Raw genomic sequence first — 23,040 nt, 5'->3', positions numbered from 1 at the left:
CGTGCAAATTACGATTGCGTGAACATCGTCGCTTTGCGCGTCACGTTCCGTGGCTTTGCCGAATCTGGCGGATTTGTCGTTTGGTCGCGATAACGCGATGCGGAGACACCGAAGCGCGCACGAAACGCACGTGCGAAGCTGCAGCAATTGTCGAAGCCGCTTGCCGCCGCAACCTCGCCGATCATCATCGAGGTATCGCGCAACAAATCGGATGCACGCTCCAGGCGCAGACGTGCCGACAAGGCCTGCGGACTCTCTTCGTACAGGCTCTGAAACGTCTTGGAGACATACCAACTGGAGAAGTTGGTCAGCTGCGCCAGCTCGGCAATGCGCACCACGCGGTCGCTGTTGCCTTCCAGATACATGCGTGCGCGCTGCATGCGGCCAAACACCTGACGGCGACGGCTACGCGAGCGGCCTGGGCAGCGCTGCTCCTGTTCGATGAAATCGCGCTGCATCGCCGCCAAGTGCAGCAGCAACGGACGCGCCGGCGCACTGCCGTTTTGTGCGGACGCATTGCGCCATAGACGCAGGGCGATGCGCAGATCGCTACGCGAGAGCTGGCTGCGACCTGGATACAAGGTCGCATCGGTCAACTCGGACAACGATTGCAGGCTTTCACTATCCAGGCTGACACCGACACAGAGTGCGTTGCGGTCCGCTTGTACCGTGGGATGGGAGTCCTTGTCGAAGGCGATCCAGTCGCCGGCACGCAGACGGAAGCGCCCTTCCTTGGATTCCACCCATGCGCGGCCACGCAACTGCACCCACAACGTAAAGGTGGTGGCCATGGTGCGGATGCTGCCCAGACGCGAGACCGCCAGACAGGTCGTCGATGTCGACTCGCTGGCACCATCCAGTGAAAGTGCGAGCCCGCGATCTGCGGTGATGACCTGTTGCATGCTGGCAGCCCCCTGTACGAAAGAGGGCGTAGTGTTTTGCCGAATCTGGCGCGAGTCAGGAAGTTATGACGAAGGTGTGCCGAAATTGACACGAAGCCTTTCCGAAAAACTTACGAAGCCAATTTCCTGAGTAAGAACAACGCGTTGGAGATGAAACCGGTGGTCACCCCCGTACGTTGCGGCAATGGCATGAAGGCAATCGCGCTGCCGTCTTCTTCTGCCAACGCCACGTACAACGCCCCACTGCGCTGGTCCACGCTGAAGCCGTTGATGGTAGTGAACTTGCTCACATCCAGACACTGCCCGTGCCCGCTCCGCAAGTCGCTGTCATGCGTGGCACAGCTGTCATTGGACGACAGGTAATGCAGTTGGCCGTGCGCTCCCGGTGCCCAACTGCGATAACGCCAGCGCGATGGCTGTTGGGGATCGATCGACTGCAGGGTCTGGGCTGCCAAGGTGGGCGCGATCTGCCATAAGCCGCCACCGGTCAGGCGCGTCAGCAGCACCTGCCCGGTGATGCGGTCCAGGCGCAGCTGCGAGACATCCTGCAGCGATGCGATCGCACGCCACGGACTGCTGCGTCTGTCGTACAGGGTGGCGAAGGTGTGCCCGTCTTCTGCCGCAGCGAGCACCAGCAATTGATTGGGATCGGGAAGGTGAATCGCCTGCAACGGCCGCGGTTGCGGCACCGGCAGACGCACCACCTTGCCGCTGCTCGGGGTGACCTCGAACAGGGCCGCATGCCCGTCCGCATCGCTACCGCTGACCAGCACGTGCTGCGAATCGGCCGACCAATCGGCGGCCTGACGCGCATCCGGCCGCAGCCCTTCGATCAAACGCACCGAACCGGGCTTGCCGACATCGCCCCACCACAGCCCATACGCACCGGAACGATTGGAGGCGAAGATCAGCTGGCGCCCGTCCGGCGCGATCATCGGCTGGTCGTCTCGACCGCTGGAGGGGAACAGGCGGCGCCGGATGTAACCGCCATTCATCGGGTCGCGAATGACCTGGTAGACGCCGAACTGCGGTTTGCGTTGCACGAACACCAGATGGTTGTGTGCCACGTCCGGCGCCTGGGCATCGTCCACGCCCAGGTCGTGCAGGCTACGGTCGCGCAGGTCGAGTCGATACAAGCGCGCCTCGCTGTCCACACGGCGCCCGAAAATCAATCCGCTGCCATCCGGCAACCAGCTCCAGCCGCGGATATCGGCGTTGTCGTGAGTGAGGCGCTCGGCGGCGCCGCCGGTTGCAGGGATGCGCCATAGATCGCCCAGTTGTGGATTACGCAGGAACACGATCCAGTGCCCGTCTGGCGAATAGCGCGGTGCGTAATCGAAATCCTGCGGCTGCGCGCTGTAGACAAGTGGCTGCCACTGCCCGGTTTCCAGATCCAGGCGGCGAATGCGCGGTGCGCCGTGCGCGCCGGTCATGCTGCCAAACAACAAGCCGCGGCCATCTGGCGACCAGCTGAAACTCAGCATGTCCGCGCCATCGCAACGCACCACTTCACGCGCGGCCGCCGGGCCGTTTGCGGCGGCGATCATGATGCGACAGCTGCCATCCGGCGCCTGCCGCGAGAAGGCGATTTCGCGACCATCCGGCGACCAGGCCGGCAGTCGATCAGAGATGCCCGCCGCTGGCGTGTCCAGCACCCGCGGATAGGCGTTATTGGTAGTCTTGACCAGGATCGAGGTGCCGGCGCGGTCGCTGGTCAGCGAGGCGTAGGCCACCATCGCCCCATCCGGCGACAAGCTTGGTGTGAGATCGAAACCGCCACCTGCTGTGATGATCTGGTACGGGCGCTTTGGGCTGCCCAGCACTGCAGACGCCGCCGTGGCGCCCTCCACTGGCGCTCGCAGCCACAGCGTGTGCGCAACCAGTCCAAGCAGCACCAGCACGGCCACCGCGGCGATCAGCAACGCTATCCGGCGGCGTTTGCGCGATGCGTGTGGCGCGACGGCCGACGGTGCTGCGTAGCGCTTGCTGACAGCCTCAGGTTGCTGCGACAAGGCCATTTCATTGACCGCAGGGGACGCATCGACATCGGTCTGTAGACCACTCGACGGCACTGCAGCAAGCGCGCTTGCAACCGCATGCCTTGAAACATCGGCCGGCGCTTCCCACACCACCGGCGCCATCAGGCGATAGCCGGTCTTGGCGATGGTCTCGATATGCTCGGAGCGCTGCCCCCCGTGACTGGCGAGTGCCTTGCGCAATTGGGTGACTGCCTGGGTCACCACATCGTTGCTCGGCAAGGTGTTGGGCCAGACCTCGGCGAGCAACTGCTCGCGCGTCACCACCTGCCCTGGCTGCCGGGCCAGGGTCAGCAACACCGCCAAGGATTTCGGCGCCAGACGTGGCGGCCTCTTCGCACCAGGAGCGTGCACTTCGCGCGAGGCGATATCGACCACGCAATGACCGACACGCAGCCGGCCCGATGACATTGCATTAGCGGAAGAAACACTCATCGGCAACAGAACGCATCGGCATGCAAGGACGACAAAGAACGCATCACGCACATTGCGCGAAACGCCAAATTCAGCAAAGGACCACGACCAACTGTGTCATGCATCCAATTGGTGCAAATTTTACGCTATGCCTCGTTGCTTCCTACGACAGGTGGCGACGTCAGGCTCTCTCTCTCGCCGACGAATTCAAATAATTACGACGTTCCCCTTCGCGCCTCCGGCGCGATTTTTTTATCTGCGATTCAGGTAAATGCCCTGAAATGTTGATGCGCTGTAACCGTTTGCAGGCAGGGCACGCCACGGCACTTGCGCACCGCGACGGGTTCTGTTTAATGCGAAGCTGAACTTTTCTTAAGCAGCCTTCAGATTACGCCGCCGAAACTCACTGCACACAGGTGTCACAAAGCGCGATACACCTGCGCGCCCTGCGCGAGAAACTGCACCGACTTCTCTTCCATGCCAGCAGACAAGGCATGCGCTTCGCCCATGCCATGCTCGGCCGCGTAATCGCGCACGTCCTGGGTGATCTTCATCGAACAGAAGTGCGGGCCGCACATCGAACAGAAATGCGCCAGCTTGTGCGCATCCTTGGGCAAGGTCTCGTCGTGGAACTCCTTGGCCTTTTCGGGATCCAGGCCAAGATGGAACTGGTCGTCCCAACGGAATTCGAACCGCGCCTTGCTCAAGGCGTTGTCGCGCACCTGCGCACCGGGATGGCCCTTGGCCAGGTCGGCCGCATGCGCGGCGATCTTGTACGCCATGATGCCGTCGCGCACGTCCTGGCGGTTGGGCAGGCCCAGATGCTCCTTGGGCGTGACATAGCAGAGCATCGCGGTGCCGAACCAGCCGATCATCGCCGCGCCGATCGCGCTGGTGATGTGGTCGTAGCCGGGCGCGATATCGGTGGTCAGCGGCCCCAGGGTATAGAACGGCGCTTCGCCGCATCCGCGCAGCTGCTTGTCCATGTTCTCCTTGATCAGCTGCATCGGCACATGCCCAGGCCCTTCGATCATGGTCTGCACGTCGTGCTTCCACGCCAGTTTGGTCAGCTCGCCCAGCGTTTCCAGCTCACCGAACTGCGCTGCATCGTTGGCATCGGCAATGCAGCCCGGGCGCAAGCCATCGCCAAGCGAAAACGCCACGTCATAGGCCTTCATGATCTGGCAGATGTCTTCGAAATGGGTGTAGAGAAAGTTTTCCTTGTGATGGGCCAGGCACCACTTGGCCAGGATCGACCCGCCGCGCGAGACGATACCGGTGACACGCTTGGCCGTCAGCGGCACGTAGCGCAACAGCACACCGGCGTGGATGGTGAAGTAATCCACGCCTTGTTCGGCCTGCTCGATCAAGGTGTCGCGAAAGATCTCCCAGGTGAGTTCTTCGGCGCGCCCGTCGACTTTTTCCAGCGCCTGATAGATCGGCACCGTGCCGATCGGCACCGGCGAGTTGCGGATGATCCACTCGCGCGTTTCATGGATGTGCTTGCCGGTGGACAGGTCCATCACCGTGTCGCCGCCCCAGCGGATCGACCACACCAGTTTCTCCACTTCTTCGGCAATGCCTGAAGACACCGCGCTGTTGCCGATGTTGGCGTTGATCTTGGTCAGGAAATTGCGACCGATGATCATCGGCTCGCTTTCCGGATGATTGATGTTGTTGGGCAGGATCGCGCGACCACGGGCGATTTCGTCGCGCACGAATTCCGGTGTAATGCGTTGCTGGATCGCCGCACCGAAGGCTTCGCCTGCATGCTGCTTGCGCAGGATCGCGTCGGTCACCGCTTCCAGACGCTGGTTTTCGCGAATCGCCACGAACTCCATCTCCGGGGTGATGATGCCGCGCCGCGCGTAATGCATCTGGGTGACATTGGCGCCTTCGCGCGCCACCCGCGGCAAGTGCCGCGCAGGAAAGCGCACTGCATCCAGGCGCGCATCGTGCTCACGGCCGCGCCCGAAGCTGGAACTCAGGTCATCCAGCGCCACGGTATCGCCGCGCTCGGCGATCCAGCGCGCGCGTAGAGGCGCCAGACCGGCGGCAAGATCGATCGCGGCGTGCGGGTCGGTATACGGCCCGGAGGTGTCGTAGACACTGAGCGGCTCATTGTCTTCGCCACCGAACAGGGTCGGTGTGCGGGTCAATGCGATCTCGCGCATCGGTACCTGCAGGTCGGCGCGCGAGCCCTGCACGAAGATCTTGCGGGACCCGGGAATCGGCTGGGTCACAGCCTCGGACAGCGACTGGGCTTGTTGCTGCAAAACGGTAGGCGCGGCATTCATGGCGTTCGTCCTGTGTGCTGGAAAACCAGCACCAACGGCGCTGGCTCTGCGAAGGATTCGCAGTGCGGACGAAGCGGCGGCGCTCAACACAAGGTGCCCGTGCAGCGCACGGACCATCGCATCTAACGAAGCTTCCCTACGCCGGTATCAACCGGATCAGGTTCGAAGGGACTATCTCAACCGCAGCGCGCTGCGGTACCCCCACTTCGGCGGCGATTAAACCACATCGCACCCGCTCGCGGCATGTGTCCGCGCGCGTCATCGCAGGTCAACGCGGCACACGCGCATCGATGCACCGGCATTGCATGACGCGCCCACGCATTGCGCGCGTTGCGCCGCAACAAGGCGCCGATTCGCGAAAAACGGTGGCGACACCCGCTCGTTAAATTCTCGCTAAGCCTTCGTGTCATGCAGCTGAAATCGCATGTCACGGCGGTGTCATTCAACGGGAATCGCCTCGCCTCCTCTTCTACCGGGAACCGCCGTACACATGAATATGCCCATGCTCCACCCGACCCTGCGTCGGGGTTCGCTCGCGATCGCCATTGGCCTGTGCGTCACCAATAGTGCGGTGGCCCAGGAAGAGACCGATAAGAGTCCGACCAACCTGGACAAGATCGAGGTCACCGGCTCGCGCATCCGCTCGGTCGATGTGGAAAATTCGCAACCGGTGCTGGTGCTCACGCGCCAGGACATCGAAAAGCAGGGCCTGACCTCGGTGGCCGACGTGCTCAAGCGCATCCCCTCCAACGGCGCGACGATGAACTCCACCGTCAATAACGGCGGCGATGGCTCGGCCACGGTGAGCCTGCGCAATCTCGGCGCATCGCGCACCTTGGTGCTGGTCAACGGGCGGCGCTGGGTGTCGGGACTGTCCGGCTCGGTGGATCTCAACACCATTCCCTCGGCAATCGTCGAACGCGTGGAGGTGCTCAAGGACGGTGCCTCGTCGATCTATGGCTCCGATGCGATCGCCGGCGTGGTCAACATCATCACGCGCAGCGATTTCGATGGTGCCGAAGTCAACGCCTATGTCGGCCAGTATGGTCAGGGCGACGGGCAGCGCACCTCGTTCGATGCCACTGTGGGCGCCACCAGCGAGCGCGGCAATCTGGTGATCGGTTTATCCAGCGTCACCGAAGATGCGGTGATGGCAGGCGACCGCGAGATCTCGGCCGAGCCGGTGTACGGCGCCGGTTCGTCCGCCTACAGCAGCTATTCGGCCAGCGGCCGTCTACGTGCAGATGGCAACAGCGCTGCGTGGACGGTGCTGCCCGGCAGCGCAACCGCCAGCGGCGACAGTAACTACCCACGCTACGGACTGGATCAATACACCGCCTTCAACACCTCCTAGTACGGCTACAACTACGCCAAGGACAATTATCTGGTCACGCCGCAGAAGCGCGATGCGCTCTATGTTCAAGGCAACTACGCACTCACCGACAACGTGCGTTTCAAGCTCGACGGGCTCTACAACCGCCGCCAATCCTCGCAACAGTTGGCCGGCTTTCCACTGGCCTCGGTCAACACCGGCATCCTGATGAGTGGCGACAGTTACTACAACCCCTACAACAGCGCCTATGGCGGCGATGGCCGCGATGTGGGTTGGTCGCACCGGTTGACCGAGTTCGCGCGCACCTACCAGCAGGACGTCAAGACCTCGCACGTCTATACCGGGCTGGAAGGAGACTTCCAATTCGCGGACAGGCAGTTCGGTTGGGACGTCGGCTTTGCGCACAACCAGACCGATCAAACTGAAACGCAATACGGCGATGTCAATCTGCTCAACCTCGGCAATGCACTCGGTGAATCGGGCATCGTCAACGGCACCCTGTCGTGTCTGGACAGTGGCGGCGCGGTGATCACCGGCTGCGTGCCGTTCAATCCCTTGTCGCCGGCCGGTGGCGTGACCCAGGAAATGCTGGACTACATTCTATTCACTGCGCACAACACCTATCAGTACAAGAACAGCAGCGTGACCGCCAACATCACCGGCGACTTGTTCGAACTTCCCGCCGGTTGGATGCGCTTTGCGGCCGGCGTTGAACATCGCGAAGAAAGCGGCTTCTCCTCGCCCGATGCGTTGATCTCAGCCGGCTATACCTCGGGCAATGCGTTCACCCCGACTTCCGGCGCGTACACGCTCAACGACTACTACACCGAAGTGGCGATTCCACTATTGAAAGATGTGGCCGGTGCGCAATTGCTGGAGTTGAGCGCAGCGGTGCGTTACTCCGACTACAACACCTTCGGCAGCACCACCAACAGCAAGTTCGGTTTCAAGTGGAAACCTGTCGCTGACCTGTTGATTCGCGGCAACTACGCCACCGGTTTCCGCGCACCATCGATCGAAAATCTGTACCTGGGCGCGTCGGACAGCTTCGATACGTATTCGGATCCCTGCTCGACCAACAGCACGTCCTATACCAGCGCGATTGCCGCGGCATGTGCAAGCGGTGGTGTGCCGGCGAACTACGTCGCCGAATACAACAGCGCCAACGGCAACTCCGGCCAGACCATCTATCCGTTCACCTACACCAGCAACACCAACCTGCAGCCGGAAAAATCCAAGAACACCACGCTCGGTTTCGTCTACAGCCCCGCCGCGGTGCAAGGCCTGGATCTGTCGCTGGACTGGTGGAAGATCAAGATCACCGATGCCATCACCGAATTCAGCGCCAACCAGATCCTGTCGCAGTGCTATGAGTTCAATGTATCTGCGTTCTGCGATCTGGTCAGACGCGATGCCACCGGCGCCATCACCGGCCTGGTGATCCAGCCGGTGAACGTCGGCGAGCAGCGCATGCAGGGCTACGACTTCACCGCGCGTTACAAGTTGCCGGAAACGGCGATCGGCCAGTTCATGCTCACGCTGGATTCGACCTACGTGGCCGTCAACGAGCAGAAGCAGGACGACACCTCGGCGTGGGAAAGCTACAACGGCATCTATCACACCGACAACCCGAACTGGCGCACGCGCGGCACGCTCACCTGGACTGGAGCTACGGCAATCTGGCTGCCAACTGGGCCGTGCGTTACTACTCCGGCATGAGGGACGACGACTCGGAGCTGGATGACAACGGCAACTATCGCCACGTCGCGGCGACTGCCTTCAACGACATGCAGGTGTCTTATCAATTGCCGTGGAATGCCACCGTGCGTGTAGGCCTGAACAACGTCTTCGACCGCGACCCGCCGGTAGCGCTCAGCGCCTCTGCCAACTCGTTCGATTCGGCCTATGCCATTCCGGGGCGCTACAGCTACCTGCAATACATCCAGCGCTTCTGATCCGCCGCCGTTGACGCGCTGATCCGCTGTCTGGACACGTGTGTCGTCACAACGGCCGCCTTCCGGCGTCGTTGTGTTTATGCCAGTGCTGACACGTAACCGGCCGCTTGGCACGCAGCACGGCGATGGCGGCATGCGAGGACATTTCCACGGCACATCGCACCGCTAGCCTGCAGTCACTAAAACAAGAAACCTGCTCTCTCTCCCCTGCCGCCGATCTTCGGCGGCTTTTTTTTGTCGCCCACTTGTCACCGCCAGTGCCGTTTCGTTATCGTTCAGTGAAATAAAACGGACAACGCAAATGCAACGGATGCAATGGTGTGCCTGGGCAGCGGCAATGCTGCTGGGAGTGCTGAGCGGTGGCGCACTGGCTGCGTCCCCGCCGCCAGTGGAAGCTTTCGTCGAGTCGGGCCCGATCTCCTCGCCCTCCATGTCGCCCGATGGCAAGCATCTGGCGGTCAGTGCGGATCTAGGGGACGGCAATTACGCGTTGGTGGTTTACCGCATCGCCGACATGCAATCCACCACGATGCTGCGCCTGCCGCGCTACGAACTGCCGGTGCGCATCGCCTGGGTCAGTGAGCGTCGTCTGGTGATCGGCAAGGGGCGCAAGCTCGGCTCGCTGGAAGAGCCCATGCCGATGGGCGAGATCATTGCCACCGACCTGGACGGCAGCAATCAGCGCTATGTCTACGGCTATCTGCAGAGCACCCGCAACGCGGGGCTGGAGCGCGGGTTCGGCTACATCGAGGGCCTGCCCAGTCGTCGCAACGGCCATTTCTACATGCGGCGTCTGTCGCTGGATTCGCGCCACTCGATGCTCTACGACGTCGACGCGACCACGACCACGCATCGCTTGATGGCCGACATCGACGTGCCCGATTTGAGGTTCGTCCTCGACCACGATGGCGTGCCGCAGTACGCATATGGCACCGACGACAACGACAACTCGCTGTTGTTCCGGCGTGCGGGCAACGGCTGGTCGCCGATGCCCCAGGTGCAGGCGAGCTGGCGCCCGATCGCCTTTGCGCGACAGCCGGGGCGCGTCTATGGCTGGTACAACGAGGCTGGTGGCCCTACGGCTCTAGTCGCCAGCGACCCCGATGGCCAGCAACGCAGCGTGCTCGCCTCGGACCCGTTCTACGACGTGGACGACCTGCAATGGGGCTCGGCGCCGCAAATGCCGTTTGCCGCACGGCTGGGACCGGGGCGGCCAACGCTGCGGTATGTCGAGCAGGACGCTGCCGAAGCACAGCTGCACCGTAGCCTGAGCCAGACCTTGTCCGGTCAGTACGTGGATTTCATCAACTTCACCGAGGACGGCAATGGCCTGTTGCTCAAGGCCTACAGCGATCGCGATGCAGGAGCGTGGTACGTGTTCGACCGGCCGAGCAACACGCTCAAACTCGTCATCAGGGCACGCAACGCATTGCAGCCGGCGCAGATGAGCGAGCGTCGCATGGTGACGTTTCAGGCCAGCGACGGCCTGACCCTGGACGGCGTACTCACCGTGCCCGGCGCTGCCGCCAAGGGTGTGCCATTGCCGATGATCCTGCTGCCGCACGGCGGCCCGCATGCCGAGGGAGATGGCTGGGCCTTCGATACCGACGCCCAGTTCCTGGCCAGCCGCGGATATCTGGTGCTGCAGGTCAATTACCGCGGCGGCCTTGGCCGCGGCAATCGGTTCGAGCGTGCTGGTTATCGCCAGTGGGGCGAACGTATCCAGGACGACCTGATCGACGGCGTGCGCTGGGCGGTTGCCCAGGGGCTCGCCGATCAGTCGCGCATCTGCAGCTATGGCGCCAGCTTCGGTGCGTATGCGGCAATGATGGTGCAGGTCAAGGCACCGGCGTTGTTCCGCTGCGCTGTCGGTGTTGCCGGCATCTACGATCTGCAGATGATGTACAGCAAGGGCGACATCAATCGCAGCGACTACGGCATGCATTATCTGGAACGCGCCATCGGCCGCGACGTTTCCGAGCTGGCCGCGCACTCGCCGGTGATGCTGGCCGATCGCATCAAGGTGCCGGTGCTGCTGGTGCACGGCGAAGAAGACGAGCGCGCACCATTCGCCCAGGCCAAGAGCTTGCGCGCGGCGCTGACCCGCAGCGGCAACGCTCCGCAATGGATGGCTGTTCCCAAGGAAGGACACGGTTTCTACAAAGACGCCAACCAGGTGACGTTCTATCGCACTCTCGAACGCTTTCTCGGCGAGCAATTGGGTGACGCGGCAGCGGCTTCCGCTGTTTCGGCCGCGCCCCAGTAGCGAGGCGAGCTATTCCAGCGTGTAGCCCACCCGCAGACCGCCCCAGTGCTTGCGGCCGACGAAGATCGGTGCCGACAGGTCGAACATGATCTGGCCGGTGTCGCGGCGATACACTTGCAGGCGATACGGGTCGGTGTGCGCGCCGACGCTGCGGCCGACGCGGTCGGTGAATTTGCGTTTGGTGCGGTTACCGACCAGATCGCGCTTGGGATCGCCGGTCAGCGGCTGGGTGAAGCGCAGATTGTGCGTGGGCACGTAACCGTCGGGATTGGCGCAGATGGCGAACACGATCCACGGATGCGCATCCAGCAGCGGCTCCTGCAAGGCCGGCAATACCTCGTCGCACAGCGCGTCGAAATCGGTACTGAACTTGGGCGGCTCCACGCCGGCAATCGGCGTGTAGCTGCGTGCGAACAGCGACGCTTCATCGATCTGGCCGCGTGCAATGGCCTGCGCCAATGCGGTGCCGATTTTGCCCGCAGTGGAAACGGCCAGTTCCTTGACGCGTGCGTGTCGGGGCACCTTCAGCGGGTCGGCCGGCAAGCGGAACAATCCCACGCAATCGCGCAGGGTTTCGGTACCGCGCTCCAACGCTTCGCTGCGTTCGGCCACATGTGCGGCGTGCTGCAAGTTGCTGCGCCCCAACGCGACAACGCCATCCACGGCGCTTTCGATCCCGCGAATCTCGCTGTCCTGCGCCTGGATACGCCCGGCCACCGTAGTCATCGCGCTGCTGGCCTGGCCGAGCACGCGGGTGATGCCATCGAGCACCGCTTCGGTGCCGCGTGCGGAGGCGGCACCCTCGCCCACTGCGGCGCTGGTTTCGGCCAGGATCGCACGCACATCGCGCGCTGCGGCGGCGGCGCGTTCGGCCAGGCGGCGGATCTCGGTGGCGACCACCGCAAACCCGCGTCCGGCATCGCCGGCATGCGCCGCTTCGATGCTGGCGTTGATCGACAGGATATTGGTCTGGAATGCCACCGAGTCGATGACTTCGATGACCTCGCCGGCACGCGCGGCGCGGCGTTCCACTTCGTGCATGGCCTGGCCCAGCGCATGTGCGGCGGCGACGCCCTGACGTGCGCTTTCATCGGCGCTGGCGGCCAACGCGATGACCTGTGCCAGATCGGCGTTGACGTCCTGCAGGCTGGACGACAGCCGTTCCACTGCGGTGCGGGCGCCGTCCAATGCTTCGGTCTGTGCCTGCGACTGGCGCACCATCTCGTCGTTCTCTGCCACCAGCGGCGGCACTTCGGCAGCGATCTGCACCGACAGCGCCACTGCCTGGCGGATCGCTTCGGCCAGATTGCCGAAGCCGGCCTGCAGGCGACGGCCCATCTCGGTCTCTGCCAGACCGGGCGGCAACAACAGTTCCAGCTCGCAGCCGGCCAGCGCCTGTGCGGTGCGCTCCAGCACGGTGCGGTCTTCGTGTTCGGCCTGCAGGCGTGCAACCAGTGGCTGCAGCAGTGGCGAGATCGGTACCGGCCGGCTGTCTTCGGCCAGGCGGGTTGCTTCGCGCAGCAAGATCGCGGTTTCCACATGCGGCAGCGACAGCATCCAGCCGCCATGCTCGCGGTCGCGCACATAGCGCACGCGCCGGGCCGGGTCGTCGCCCGGGGCGGCCCACACGCCCTCTTCGCCGACCAGATCGGCTGCACTCAAGCCCCATAACACCGACGCCGGCACGCCTTGCAGCTCGCTGGCGGTCTTGCCCAGGACGTCCAGGCCGGCGCGGTTGCAGGCCACCACGCACGCCTCGGCCGATAGCCGCAGCAAGGCGACCGGCGCATCGGGGAGCAGCGCCGCACGCGTTTGCGACGGCAGGTCAGGCGGTTGCATCGAGCTCATGGCAGTTCCTAATCCATCACGATCATTAGCGGCCCGCTGCGGCTGGAGTTGAGCAGCGCGACGCACCCGCAAGCGCTTGCTCAGTAACCGGCAGCCTGCCCGTCCTTGCGGCTTTCCGAGGCGCCGTAATACACCCCGTTGGCCGGGTCGCGTGCAATCGCCTGATAGCCGCCATACGGCCCGTCGGCAAAGATCACCGGGTGGCCCTTGCGCATCAACCCGCGAATGGTGTCGTAGGAGAAGCCGGTTTCCAGATTGACCTCGCCGCCGTCGCTCATCGCAGTGGCCTGGCCGGTCGGCTCGGTGGAGCCTTCATGCTGGATGCGCGGCGCATCGCCGGCTTCCTGCAGATTCATATGGAAGTCCACCAGGTTCATCACGATCTGCACGTGCCCCTGCGGCTGCATCGCCCCGCCCATCACGCCGAAGCTCAGCCATGGCTTGCCATCCTTGGTGACGAAGGCGGGGATGATGGTCTGGAAAGGGCGCTTGCCCGGCGCGTAGCCGTTCGGGTGGTCCTTCTTCAGCACGAACATCTCGCCGCGGTCCTGCAGGATGAAGCCCAGCCCAGGCGGGGCCATGCCGCTGCCCATGCCGCGGTAGTTGGACTGGATCAGCGACACCATCATGCCGTCGGCATCGGCTACGGTCATGTAGATGGTGTCGCCCTCTTCCAGTTGTTTAGGCGTGCCCGGCTGCACTTCCTTGAGCGCCTTGTCCATGGAAATCAGTGCGCGGCGCTGGGCGGCGTAGTCCTTGGAAACCAGCCTGGCCAGCGGTGCCGGCTGGAAGGCCGGGTCGGCATAGAAACGCGCGCGATCAGCGAACGCCAGCTTTTTGGCCTCGGTGAACAGGTGCACATGCTCGGCCGAACCGAAGGGAATCTTGGAAAAATCGTAGCCTTCCAGGATGTTGAGCATCTGCAGCGCGGCGATGCCCTGGCTGTTGGGCGGTAACTCCCACACATCGTAGCCGCGATAGTTGGTGGACACCGGCTCCACCCACTCGCCGGTGTGGCTGGCCAGATCCTCGTAACTCAGGTAGCCGCCATTGGCCTTGAAGTAGGCGCCGATGGTGCGCGCGATGTCGCCCTTGTAGAACGCATCGCGGCCGCCATCGGCGATCTGCTGCAGCGTGTTGGCCAGGTTCGGGGTCTTCCACAGCTCGCCCTTGCGCGGGGCGTGGCCGTCGATGGTGAACTGCTCCTTGAAGCCGGGGTATTGCGACAGCCGCGGCACCGAGCGGTCCCAGTAATAGGCAATGGTCTCGGCCACCGGATGGCCTTCTCGGGCGTAGCGAATGGCGGGGGCCAGGTTCTGTGCCATCGGCTTGCGACCGAAGCGCTCGTGCAGCGCAAACCAGCCATCCACCGCGCCCGGTACCGACACCGGCAGCGGGCCGGTCGGCGGGATGTCCTTCAAGCCGCGGCGCTGCAACTCGGCCAGGGTCAGCGATTTGGGCGAACGGCCCGAGCCGTTGTAGCCATACAGCTTGCTGGTCTTGGGGTCCCAGACGATGGCGAACAGATCCCCGCCCACCCCGTTGCCGGTGGGCTCCATCAGGCCCAGCGCGGCGTTGGCGGCAATCGCCGCATCCACCGCCGAGCCGCCGTTCTTCATCACATCCAGCGCGATCTGGGTGGCCAGCGGTTGCGAGGTGGCCGCCATCGCATGTGGGGCGATCACTTCCGAACGTGTCGCAAACGGCTGCCCAGTGATGCGGTCCGCGGCGATGAGAGGCGGCGCGAGCAGCACCAGAGCAGACACCAACAGAACAGGTACGCGACGCATGACAGGCGGCCTCCATGACACAGCAGAATGAGTCGCCAACCATACCAGCGGCGCATGCCGCCTCGTTCGATCACCATTGTTCGGCAGCGCGAATGCCGCGCATTTAGTGACTTGCATCGACCCTCACTACCCTGCATCGATCCGGTTTCAGCGGTAACCATGCTGCTGCAATGGGGTTTCCCACGGCAACTTGCACATGGACGTGGCCGTTTCACGCGCAAGGGTTGACACCCCACCGGTGGCGATGGTTATCTCAGTCCATGCCGCACCGCCACACCACCTCGAACGCCCCAGTGTCCGCGCCCTCCGGCGCGTTGGCAGCGTCGCTTCTCGTGCTCGTACTTATTACCTCGCCAACCGCTGCGGGACGAGACTTCGTGTAGGCAACAGACACACAAGGCTTCGATCAGACCCCGCACCGGCAACGGCGCGGGGTTTCGCGTTTCAGGGACCACCAAAAGTTTCGAATGACATGAACGACATCACTGACATCGCCGCCATCTGCACCACCCGCGCCGACAACTGCGCCGGTGCATGTGCCTGCATGGCCAGTGCCATCGTCCATCCCCGCTTTGTTCGGCCGGCCAGTGTCTCCACTGCCGGCTGATTCTTTTTCACTGCCAACCCCGCAAGGACTTAACTCCATGAGCAACGACATCCAACCGAAAATCGCGATCATCGGCTACGGCAGCCAGGGCCGCGCGCATGCGCTGAACCTGCGCGATTCCGGCTTCGACGTCACTGTCGGCTTGCGTGCCGGCGGCCCGACCGAATCCAAGGCCCAGGCCGACGGCTTCACCGTCGTGGCGCCGGCCGAGGCGGTGAAAAGCGCCGATCTGGTTGCGATCCTGACCCCGGACATGGTGCAGAAGAAGCTCTACGAAGAGGTCATCGCACCGAACATGAAGCAAGGCGCCTGCCTGCTGTTCGCGCATGGACTGAACGTGCATTTCGACATGATCAAGCCGCGCGCCGATCTGGACGTGGTGCTGGTCGCGCCCAAGGGCCCGGGCGCGCTGGTGCGTCGCGAATATGAAATCGGCCGCGGCGTGCCGTGCATCTATGCGGTGTATCAGGACACCAGCGGCAAGGCCGAGCAGTTCGCGCTGACCTATGCCGGCGGCCTGGGCGGCGCGCGTGCCAACATCATCAAGACCACCTTCAAAGAAGAGACCGAGACCGATCTGTTCGGCGAGCAGGCGGTGCTGTGCGGCGGCGCCTCGTCGCTGGTGCAGGCCGGTTTCGAAGTGTTGGTGGAAGCCGGCTACCAGCCGGAAATCGCGTATTACGAAGTGCTGCACGAACTGAAGTTGATCGTGGACCTGTTTTACGAAGGCGGCATCACCCGCATGCTGGAATTCGTGTCCGAAACCGCACAATACGGCGACTATGTCAGCGGCCCGCGCGTGATCGACGCCAGCACCAAGGCGCGCATGAAGGACGTGCTGACCGACATCCAGAACGGCACTTTCACCAAGAACTGGGTGGCCGAATACGAAGCCGGCCTGCCGAACTACACCAAGTTCAAGCAGGCCGATCTGGAGCACCCGATCGAGGAAGTGGGCAAGAAGCTGCGCGCCAAGATGGTGTGGCTCAACGGCGAACAACAGGCCGCTGCCGCACCTGCGAATCAACAAGCGGCGTAATGCCGCCGCACCCCCACCGCTAACACCGAAGGTCCGCAACGCATGAACACCTCCGCACACAGCACGCCCCGCAATGGCGCGCGCTGGCTGACGCAGGCCCTGGAAGCCGAGGGCGTGGAAACGCTGTTCGGTTATCCGGGCGGCACCATCATGCCGTTCTACGACGCCCTGGTGGATTCCAGGCTCAAGCACATCCTGGTCCGTCACGAACAGGGCGCCGCCCTGGCCGCCAACGGGTACGCCCGTGCCAGCGGCCGGGTCGGCGTGTGCGTGGCCACCTCCGGCCCGGGCGCCTCCAATCTGGTCACCGGCATCGCCGATGCGATGCTCGATTCGGTGCCGATGGTGTGCCTGACCGGCCAGGTCGCCACGCCCCTGCTGGGCACCGATGCATTCCAGGAACTGGACGTGTTCGGCATGACCATGCCGATCGTCAAGCACAGCTTTCTGGTGCGGCGGGTGGAGGAACTTCCGCAGATCGTGCGCGAGGCGTTTCGCATCGCGCGCGAGGGCCGTCCCGGGCCGGTCTTGATCGACCTGCCCAAGGACGTACAGATCGCCGATGCGTCGCATCTGCCCGATCACGTGCCGGCAGCGGTGCTGCCGCCTCCGGCCCCGGAAGACGCGAAATTGGCCGAAGCGCTGGCCGCCATCGCCAGCGCCGAACGCCCGGTGGTGTACGGCGGTGGCGGGATTGCATTGGCAGGCGCGGTGGACGCGTTCCGGCGGTTTGTCGAAGCCACCGGCATCCCGACCGCACTGACCTTGCGCGGTCTGGGCGCGTTGCCGCATGCGCATCCGGATTATCTGGGCATGCTGGGCATGCACGGCACCCGTGCAGCCAATATGGCGATCCAGGAATGCGATCTGCTGGTCGTAGTAGGCGCGCGTTTCGACGACCGTGCCACCGGCAAATTGAGCGAGTTCGCTCCGTTTGCGCGCGTCATCCATCTGGATGCCGACGCCTATGAAATTTCCAAACTGCGCACTGCCGACATCGCAGTGCCTGGCGATGTGGCACTGAGTCTGAAAGCCTTGAGTGCGGCACGCGGCAACTGCCAGGCCTGGCGCACGCGCTGCTTTGCCAACCGCGAAAAATTCGGTGCGCGTTACGACGCGCCCGGCACCGACATCTACGCACCGGCGTTGCTGAAGCGCCTGAGCGAAGTGGCCCCGGCCGACACCATCATCGCCTGCGATGTGGGTCAGCATCAGATGTGGGTGGCGCAGCATTGCCGCTTCAACGACCCGCGCAATCACCTCACCAGCGGCGCGCTCGGCACGATGGGCTTCGGCCTGCCGGCGGCGATGGGCGCGCAGTTCGCCTGCCCCGACCGCACCGTGGTGCTGGTCTCCGGCGACGGCAGTTTCATGATGAACGTGCAGGAGCTGGTGACCATTGCGCGCTGCAAGCTGCCGGTGAAGATCGTGCTGTTGGACAACAGCTCGCTGGGCATGGTGCGGCAGTGGCAGGAATTGTTCTTTGCCGAGCGCTACAGCGAAATCGACCTGTCCGACAACCCGGATTTTGCGGCGTTGGCGCAGGTGTTCGGCATCCCGGCCAAGCGCATCATCGCGCGCGGCGATGTGGATGGCGCACTGGCCGAGCTGCTGGCACAGCCCGGCCCCGGCCTGTTGCATGTGAGCATCGACGCGCGTGCCAATGTGTGGCCGCTGGTGCCGCCCAACAATGCCAACAGCACCATGCTGGACAGCAATCCCGCACATGCGGTCAAGGAGACGCCACATGCGTTACCGGCTTGATCTGGTGCTGAAGCCGGCCGAAGGCGCGCTGGTGCGCGTGCTCGGCATGACCGAGCGACGCGGCTTCCGCCCGTGCGCCATCCAGGGCGCCGCCGCGCCCGACGATGCCGGCCGCTGGCATCTGCAACTGGACGTGGACAGCACGCGCCCACCGGAAACGCTGCGCCTGCAGTTGGAAAAGGTGTACGACTGCGAGTCGGTGGTGATCACTGCGCTGGAATCGGTCGAGGCTGCGGCATGACCATGCAGACCTCGCGTGACCATCAGATCGCTGTCCGGAGGTGTCTTCTTCCGGATTGGCCGCGCGCGTGCCGCAATGCCTGATTCCGGCCGCCCTTCTTCGCAGGAGCCAGACGTAAGCGACGTGGCCATCAGCGTGGCCGACGTGCTGGCTGCGCAGGCGCGTCTGCGCAAATACCTGTCGCCCACGCCGCTGCATTACGCCGAGCGCTTCGGTGTGTGGTTGAAGCTGGAAAACCTGCAACGCACCGGCTCCTACAAGGTGCGCGGCGCACTGAACGCGTTGCTGGCCGGACTGGAACGCGGCGACGAGCGCCCGGTGATCTGCGCCTCGGCCGGCAACCACGCGCAAGGGGTGGCGTGGTCGGCGTATCGGCTGGGCGTGCAGGCCATCACGGTGATGCCGTACGGCGCGCCGCAGACCAAGATTGCCGGGGTCGCGCACTGGGGCGCTACCGTGCGCCAGCATGGCAACAGCTACGACGAGGCGTTTGCGTTTGCGCGCGAGCTGGCCGACCAGAACGGCTACCGCTTTCTCTCGGCCTTCGACGACCCGGATGTGATCGCCGGGCAAGGCACGGTCGGCATCGAACTGGCCGCGCATGCGCCGGATGTAGTGATCGTGCCGATCGGCGGCGGCGGGCTGGCCTCCGGAGTGGCGCTGGCACTGAAATCGCAAGGCGTGCGCATCGTCGGCGCGCAGGTGGAAGGCGTGGATTCGATGGCCCGCGCCGTACGCGGCGACTTCCGCGAAATCACCCCGGTGCCTACGCTGGCGGACGGCGTGAAGGTCAAGATTCCCGGCTTCCTGACACGCCGTTTATGCGCGAGTCTGCTAGACGATGTGGTGATCGTGCGCGAGGCCGAATTGCGCGAAACCCTGGTGCGTCTGGCGCTGGAAGAACACGTCATCGCCGAGGGCGCCGGGGCACTCGCCTTGGCCGCCGGTCGTCGCGTTTCAGGCAAACGCAAATGTGCAGTGGTCTCTGGCGGTAATATCGACGCAACTGTGCTGGCCACCCTCTTGTCCGAGGTGCGGCCGCGTCCGCCACGCAAGCCGCGTCGTCGCAATACCGAGCGACTGCGCAACGAACGCAGCGCCAAGTCACTTCCCGAAACACCCGTTCTTTCCCGCCCATCCGCAGTCGCTCCAACGCCTGTCACCGCCATCGCCGTAGAGGAGTCTTCCTGGTGAACACGACCGTATCCAACCAGACCCCGCGTATCCGAATTTTCGACACCACCCTGCGCGACGGCGAGCAATCCCCCGGCTGCAGCATGACGCCCCAGCAGAAGCTGGTGATGGCGCGCGCGCTGGACGAGCTCGGCGTGGACATCATCGAAACCGGCTTCCCGGCCAGCTCGCATTCCGACCGCGAAGCCGTCGCGATGATCGGCCGTGAGTTGCGTCGCCCCACGCTGGCGGTGCTGTCGCGCTGCCTGCAGGCCGATATCGAAACCTCCGCCCGCGCACTGGAAGCAGCCGCCAATCCGCGCCTGCACGTGTTCCTGTCCACCAGCCCATTGCACCGCGAGCACAAGCTGCGCATGAGCCGCGAGCAGGTGCTGGAATCGGTGCACAGGCATGTGACGCTGGCGCGTGGCTATATCGACGATGTCGAGTTTTCCGCCGAAGATGCCACCCGTACCGAAGAGGATTTCCTGGCCGAGGTCACCCGCGTGGCGATCGCCGCCGGTGCCACCACGATCAATCTGCCGGACACGGTGGGCTTCACCACGCCGGAAGAAATCCGCGGCATGTTCTCGCGCCTGATCGCCAGCGTGGAAGGGGCCGACACCGTCATCTTCAGCGCGCACTGCCATAACGATCTGGGTCTGGCGGTGGCAAATTCGCTGGCGGCGATCGAGGGCGGCGCGCGCCAGGTCGAATGCACCATCAACGGCATCGGCGAGCGTGCGGGCAACTGCGCACTGGAAGAAATCACCATGGCACTGAAGGTGCGCGGTGCGTTCTACAACATCGATACCGAGATCAACACGCCGCGCATCGTGTCCACTTCGCAGTTGCTGCAGCGCCTGGTCGGCATGCCGGTGCAGCGCAACAAGGCGGTGGTCGGCGGCAATGCGTTCGCGCACGAGTCGGGCATCCACCAGCACGGCATGCTGCGCCATCGCGGCACTTACGAAATCATGCGCCCGGAAGACGTGGGCTGGGAGTCCTCGCAGATGGTGCTGGGCCGTCACAGCGGCCGTGCGGCAGTGGAGCAGCGTCTGCGCGCGTTGGGCTATTTGCTGGAAGAAGACGAGGTCAAGCTGGTCTTCGAGCAGTTCAAGGCATTGTGCGAGAAGCAGCGCGTGGTTACCGACGCCGATCTGCAAACGTTGATGCAGGATGCCACCGTGCAGGAAGGCTACCGCCTGGCCTCGATGACCATCAGCGATGTCGGCAGCCGCGCGAACGCGCTGGTGGAGTTGTCCGATCCGGAAGGCAATCGTGTTGCCGAAACCGCGCAAGGCAATGGTCCGGTGGATGCGCTATTCGGTGCGCTGGCGTCGGCCACTGGTGTGAAGTTGGAACTGGACAGCTATCAGGTCCACAGCGTGGGCATCGGAGCGGACGCACGTGGCGAAGCCAGCCTGAGCGTGCGCCACGACGGCGTGGAATACGAAGGCACCGGCACCAGCAAGGACATCATCGAAGCCAGCGCGCTGGCGTGGTTGGACGTGGCCAATCGCCTGTTGCGTCAGCGCCAGCGTGGCGTGGTTGCCGGTAAGACGGCAGCAGTGGCGTAACGCTGCAATCAACTCGACGATGTAAACCTGACGGCTAGCGGAGTGATCTGCTGGCCGTCTTGCTTTTCGGTAGTTGGTGATTTGAACGTTTTCTAAGAATGCATTGATTGCCGATCAGCAGCCGCGAAGAGTTGGAGCGCGGTGCCGCATCGACCAATCCCACGCACGACGTCTGCCGGTTTCGCGCAAATGCCTCGATCACTGAGGGCGCTTGCACGCGTACCGGCGTGGGACACGCCGCAAGTACGTCCGTATAGGCTCTTACGCGGCATCCATGCCGCGTAAGGTCCCACGCCGGTACGCGCGCAAGCACCTCCGAATATTGTTGGTGGCTGAAGGAGAAGCGTTACTTGGTTGATTGATCATGCTTTGGAGCGCGCCCTTCGCTGGCGGAATCATGGCAAAGCAATAGACGAAAAACTGCATCGACTACCGACTACCGACTGCGGAATCTGCAAGCATTACGCCTACCAAAAGGCATTGCTTGCCGATCAGCAGCCGCGAAGAGTGAGAGCGCGGTGTCGCGTCCAGGGGCGGGACCGTGTGGCGGCATGGATGCCGCCACCGAGCCTACATGGACGTACTTGCGGCGTGTCCCGACACTGGATGCGGCACCGCGCTATCGATGACCCTCAAAAACGAAAGCGGCCATCGCCCAATAAAGCGATGACCGCTGCTAGCTCAACGAAAGACAAGCTGTACGATCACGCTTACAGCGCAGCAACCACCGCATCGCCCATCGCCATGGTGCCAATCTTGGTCGTGCCTTCCGACCAGATGTCGGCGGTGCGCAGGCCCTGGTCGAGTACCTTGCCGACAGCGCGCTCGATCGCATCGGCAGCGGCGGCCTGCGCGAAGGTGTAACGCAACATCATCGCCACCGACAGGATGGTCGCCAACGGATTGGCAATGCCCTGCCCTGCGATATCCGGTGCCGAGCCATGACACGGCTCGTACATGCCTTTGTTGTTGGCATCCAGCGAGGCCGAGGGCAGCATGCCGATCGACCCGGTGAGCATGGATGCTTGATCGGACAGGATGTCGCCGAACATGTTGTCGGTCACGATCACGTCGAACTGCTTGGGTGCGCGCACCAGCTGCATCGCCGCGTTGTCCACGTACATGTGCGACAGCGCGATGTCCGGATAATCCTTCGCGACTTCCTCCACCACCGCACGCCATAGCTGGCTCGATGCCAGCACATTGGCCTTGTCCACCGAACACAGCTTCTTGCCGCGCAAACGCGCCATCTCGAAGCCGGCCTTGGCGATGCGACGGATCTCGCTTTCGCTGTACGGCAAGGTGTCGTAAGCCTGACGCTCACCATTTTCCAATGTGCGCGTACCACGCGGTTGGCCGAAGTAAATGCCGCCGGTGAGCTCGCGCAGGATCAGCAGATCCAGCCCCGCAACGACCTCCGGCTTGAGCGTGGAGGCATCGGCCAGCTGCGGATACAACAGCGCCGGACGCAGGTTGGCGAACAAACCCAGCTGCGAGCGGATCTTGAGCAACCCACGCTCCGGACGCAGCGATGGATCGATGCTGTCCCATTGCGGCCCGCCGACCGCGCCCAGCAGCACCGCGTCGGCAGCGCGCGCGCGCTCCAGCGTTTCGTCGGCCAGCGGGCTGCCGTACTTGTCGTAGGCCGCGCCACCCAGTTCGTCGTACACCAGGCTGAAACCCAGGCCATGTTGCGCATCGATCCGCGTCAGCACCTTGACCGCTTCGGCCATGATCTCCGGGCCGATGCCGTCTCCGGGAAGAATCAAAATCTGCTTGCTCATGCAATCCTCGT

At 63.7% G+C, this 23,040-nt stretch carries 13 protein-coding genes, 1 pseudogene and 1 riboswitch; of the genes and pseudogenes, 8 read left to right on the top strand and 6 right to left on the bottom strand.

Annotated elements, in window-relative coordinates:
* Positions 1-8 precede the first annotated feature (8 nt).
* The 3 genes from AC1PLU_RS04730 to thiC form a co-directional block, all read right to left on the bottom strand.
* Positions 9-902 carry a helix-turn-helix domain-containing protein gene (locus AC1PLU_RS04730; RefSeq protein ID WP_268214245.1) on the bottom strand — a complete coding sequence of 298 codons (894 nt, stop codon included), beginning with the start codon at positions 900-902 and terminating at the stop codon, positions 9-11.
* Positions 903-1,012: 110 nt separating this feature from the next.
* Positions 1,013-3,349 carry a winged helix-turn-helix transcriptional regulator gene (locus tag AC1PLU_RS04725; RefSeq protein WP_481108466.1) on the bottom strand — a complete coding sequence of 779 codons (2,337 nt, stop codon included), beginning with the start codon at positions 3,347-3,349 and terminating at the stop codon, positions 1,013-1,015.
* 422 nt (positions 3,350-3,771) lie between these two features.
* Entirely contained in the window at positions 3,772-5,649 is a 1,878-nt protein-coding gene (thiC, locus tag AC1PLU_RS04720; protein WP_481107849.1) for a phosphomethylpyrimidine synthase ThiC, read from the bottom strand.
* A gap of 115 nt (positions 5,650-5,764) precedes the next feature.
* A riboswitch (TPP riboswitch) is annotated at positions 5,765-5,862 on the bottom strand.
* A gap of 304 nt (positions 5,863-6,166) precedes the next feature.
* Here thiC and AC1PLU_RS04715 point away from each other — a divergent pair.
* Positions 6,167-8,937 (top strand): annotated as a pseudogene (locus tag AC1PLU_RS04715) (TonB-dependent receptor).
* A 301-nt stretch (positions 8,938-9,238) separates the two neighbouring features.
* On the top strand, positions 9,239-11,203 hold the full coding sequence (locus tag AC1PLU_RS04710; protein ID WP_481107848.1) for a S9 family peptidase: 1,965 nt from the start codon (positions 9,239-9,241) through the stop codon (positions 11,201-11,203).
* A gap of 9 nt (positions 11,204-11,212) precedes the next feature.
* Here the strand turns inward: AC1PLU_RS04710 and AC1PLU_RS04705 are convergent, their stop codons facing one another.
* Together AC1PLU_RS04705 and ggt are read right to left on the bottom strand one after the other, a co-directional pair.
* On the bottom strand, positions 11,213-13,051 hold the full coding sequence (locus AC1PLU_RS04705; RefSeq protein WP_481107847.1) for a methyl-accepting chemotaxis protein: 1,839 nt from the start codon (positions 13,049-13,051) through the stop codon (positions 11,213-11,215).
* Between the two features lie 80 nt (positions 13,052-13,131).
* Entirely contained in the window at positions 13,132-14,841 is a 1,710-nt protein-coding gene (ggt, locus tag AC1PLU_RS04700) for a gamma-glutamyltransferase (RefSeq protein WP_481107846.1), read from the bottom strand.
* A 472-nt stretch (positions 14,842-15,313) separates the two neighbouring features.
* Here ggt and AC1PLU_RS04695 point away from each other — a divergent pair, with 472 nt between their 5' ends.
* The 6 genes from AC1PLU_RS04695 to AC1PLU_RS04670 all read left to right on the top strand — a co-directional run bounded on the left by AC1PLU_RS04695 (position 15,314) and on the right by AC1PLU_RS04670 (position 21,245).
* Positions 15,314-15,448 (top strand): hypothetical protein, encoded by a 135-nt coding sequence (locus tag AC1PLU_RS04695; RefSeq protein WP_274521486.1) that lies wholly within the window; start codon positions 15,314-15,316, stop codon positions 15,446-15,448.
* A 37-nt stretch (positions 15,449-15,485) separates the two neighbouring features.
* Positions 15,486-16,487: a ketol-acid reductoisomerase gene (gene ilvC, locus AC1PLU_RS04690; protein WP_115040918.1), complete on the top strand. Its 1,002-nt coding sequence runs from the start codon at positions 15,486-15,488 to the stop codon at positions 16,485-16,487.
* 42 nt (positions 16,488-16,529) lie between these two features.
* Positions 16,530-18,251: an acetolactate synthase 2 catalytic subunit gene (gene ilvG / locus AC1PLU_RS04685; protein WP_023905031.1), complete on the top strand. Its 1,722-nt coding sequence runs from the start codon at positions 16,530-16,532 to the stop codon at positions 18,249-18,251.
* Positions 18,235-18,492, top strand: a complete 258-nt coding sequence (locus tag AC1PLU_RS04680; protein ID WP_006451059.1) for an ACT domain-containing protein — start codon at positions 18,235-18,237, stop codon at positions 18,490-18,492. Before ilvG ends, AC1PLU_RS04680 begins: the two co-directional genes overlap by 17 nt.
* A gap of 123 nt (positions 18,493-18,615) precedes the next feature.
* Positions 18,616-19,686 carry a threonine dehydratase gene (locus AC1PLU_RS04675; RefSeq protein ID WP_228996136.1) on the top strand — a complete coding sequence of 357 codons (1,071 nt, stop codon included), beginning with the start codon at positions 18,616-18,618 and terminating at the stop codon, positions 19,684-19,686.
* Entirely contained in the window at positions 19,683-21,245 is a 1,563-nt protein-coding gene (locus tag AC1PLU_RS04670) for a 2-isopropylmalate synthase (protein ID WP_023905033.1), read from the top strand. Before AC1PLU_RS04675 ends, AC1PLU_RS04670 begins: the two co-directional genes overlap by 4 nt.
* Before the next feature lie 710 nt (positions 21,246-21,955).
* Here the strand turns inward: AC1PLU_RS04670 and leuB are convergent.
* A complete protein-coding gene (gene leuB / locus AC1PLU_RS04665) occupies positions 21,956-23,029 on the bottom strand; it encodes a 3-isopropylmalate dehydrogenase (protein ID WP_481107845.1) in 1,074 nt (357 codons plus the stop codon).
* Between the last annotated feature and the right edge of the window lie 11 nt (positions 23,030-23,040).

The organism is Xanthomonas sp. NCPPB 2933 (assembly GCF_056725225.1).
The sequence above is the reverse complement of the archived record's forward strand: the minus strand, read 5'-3'. Positions and strand labels throughout refer to the sequence as shown.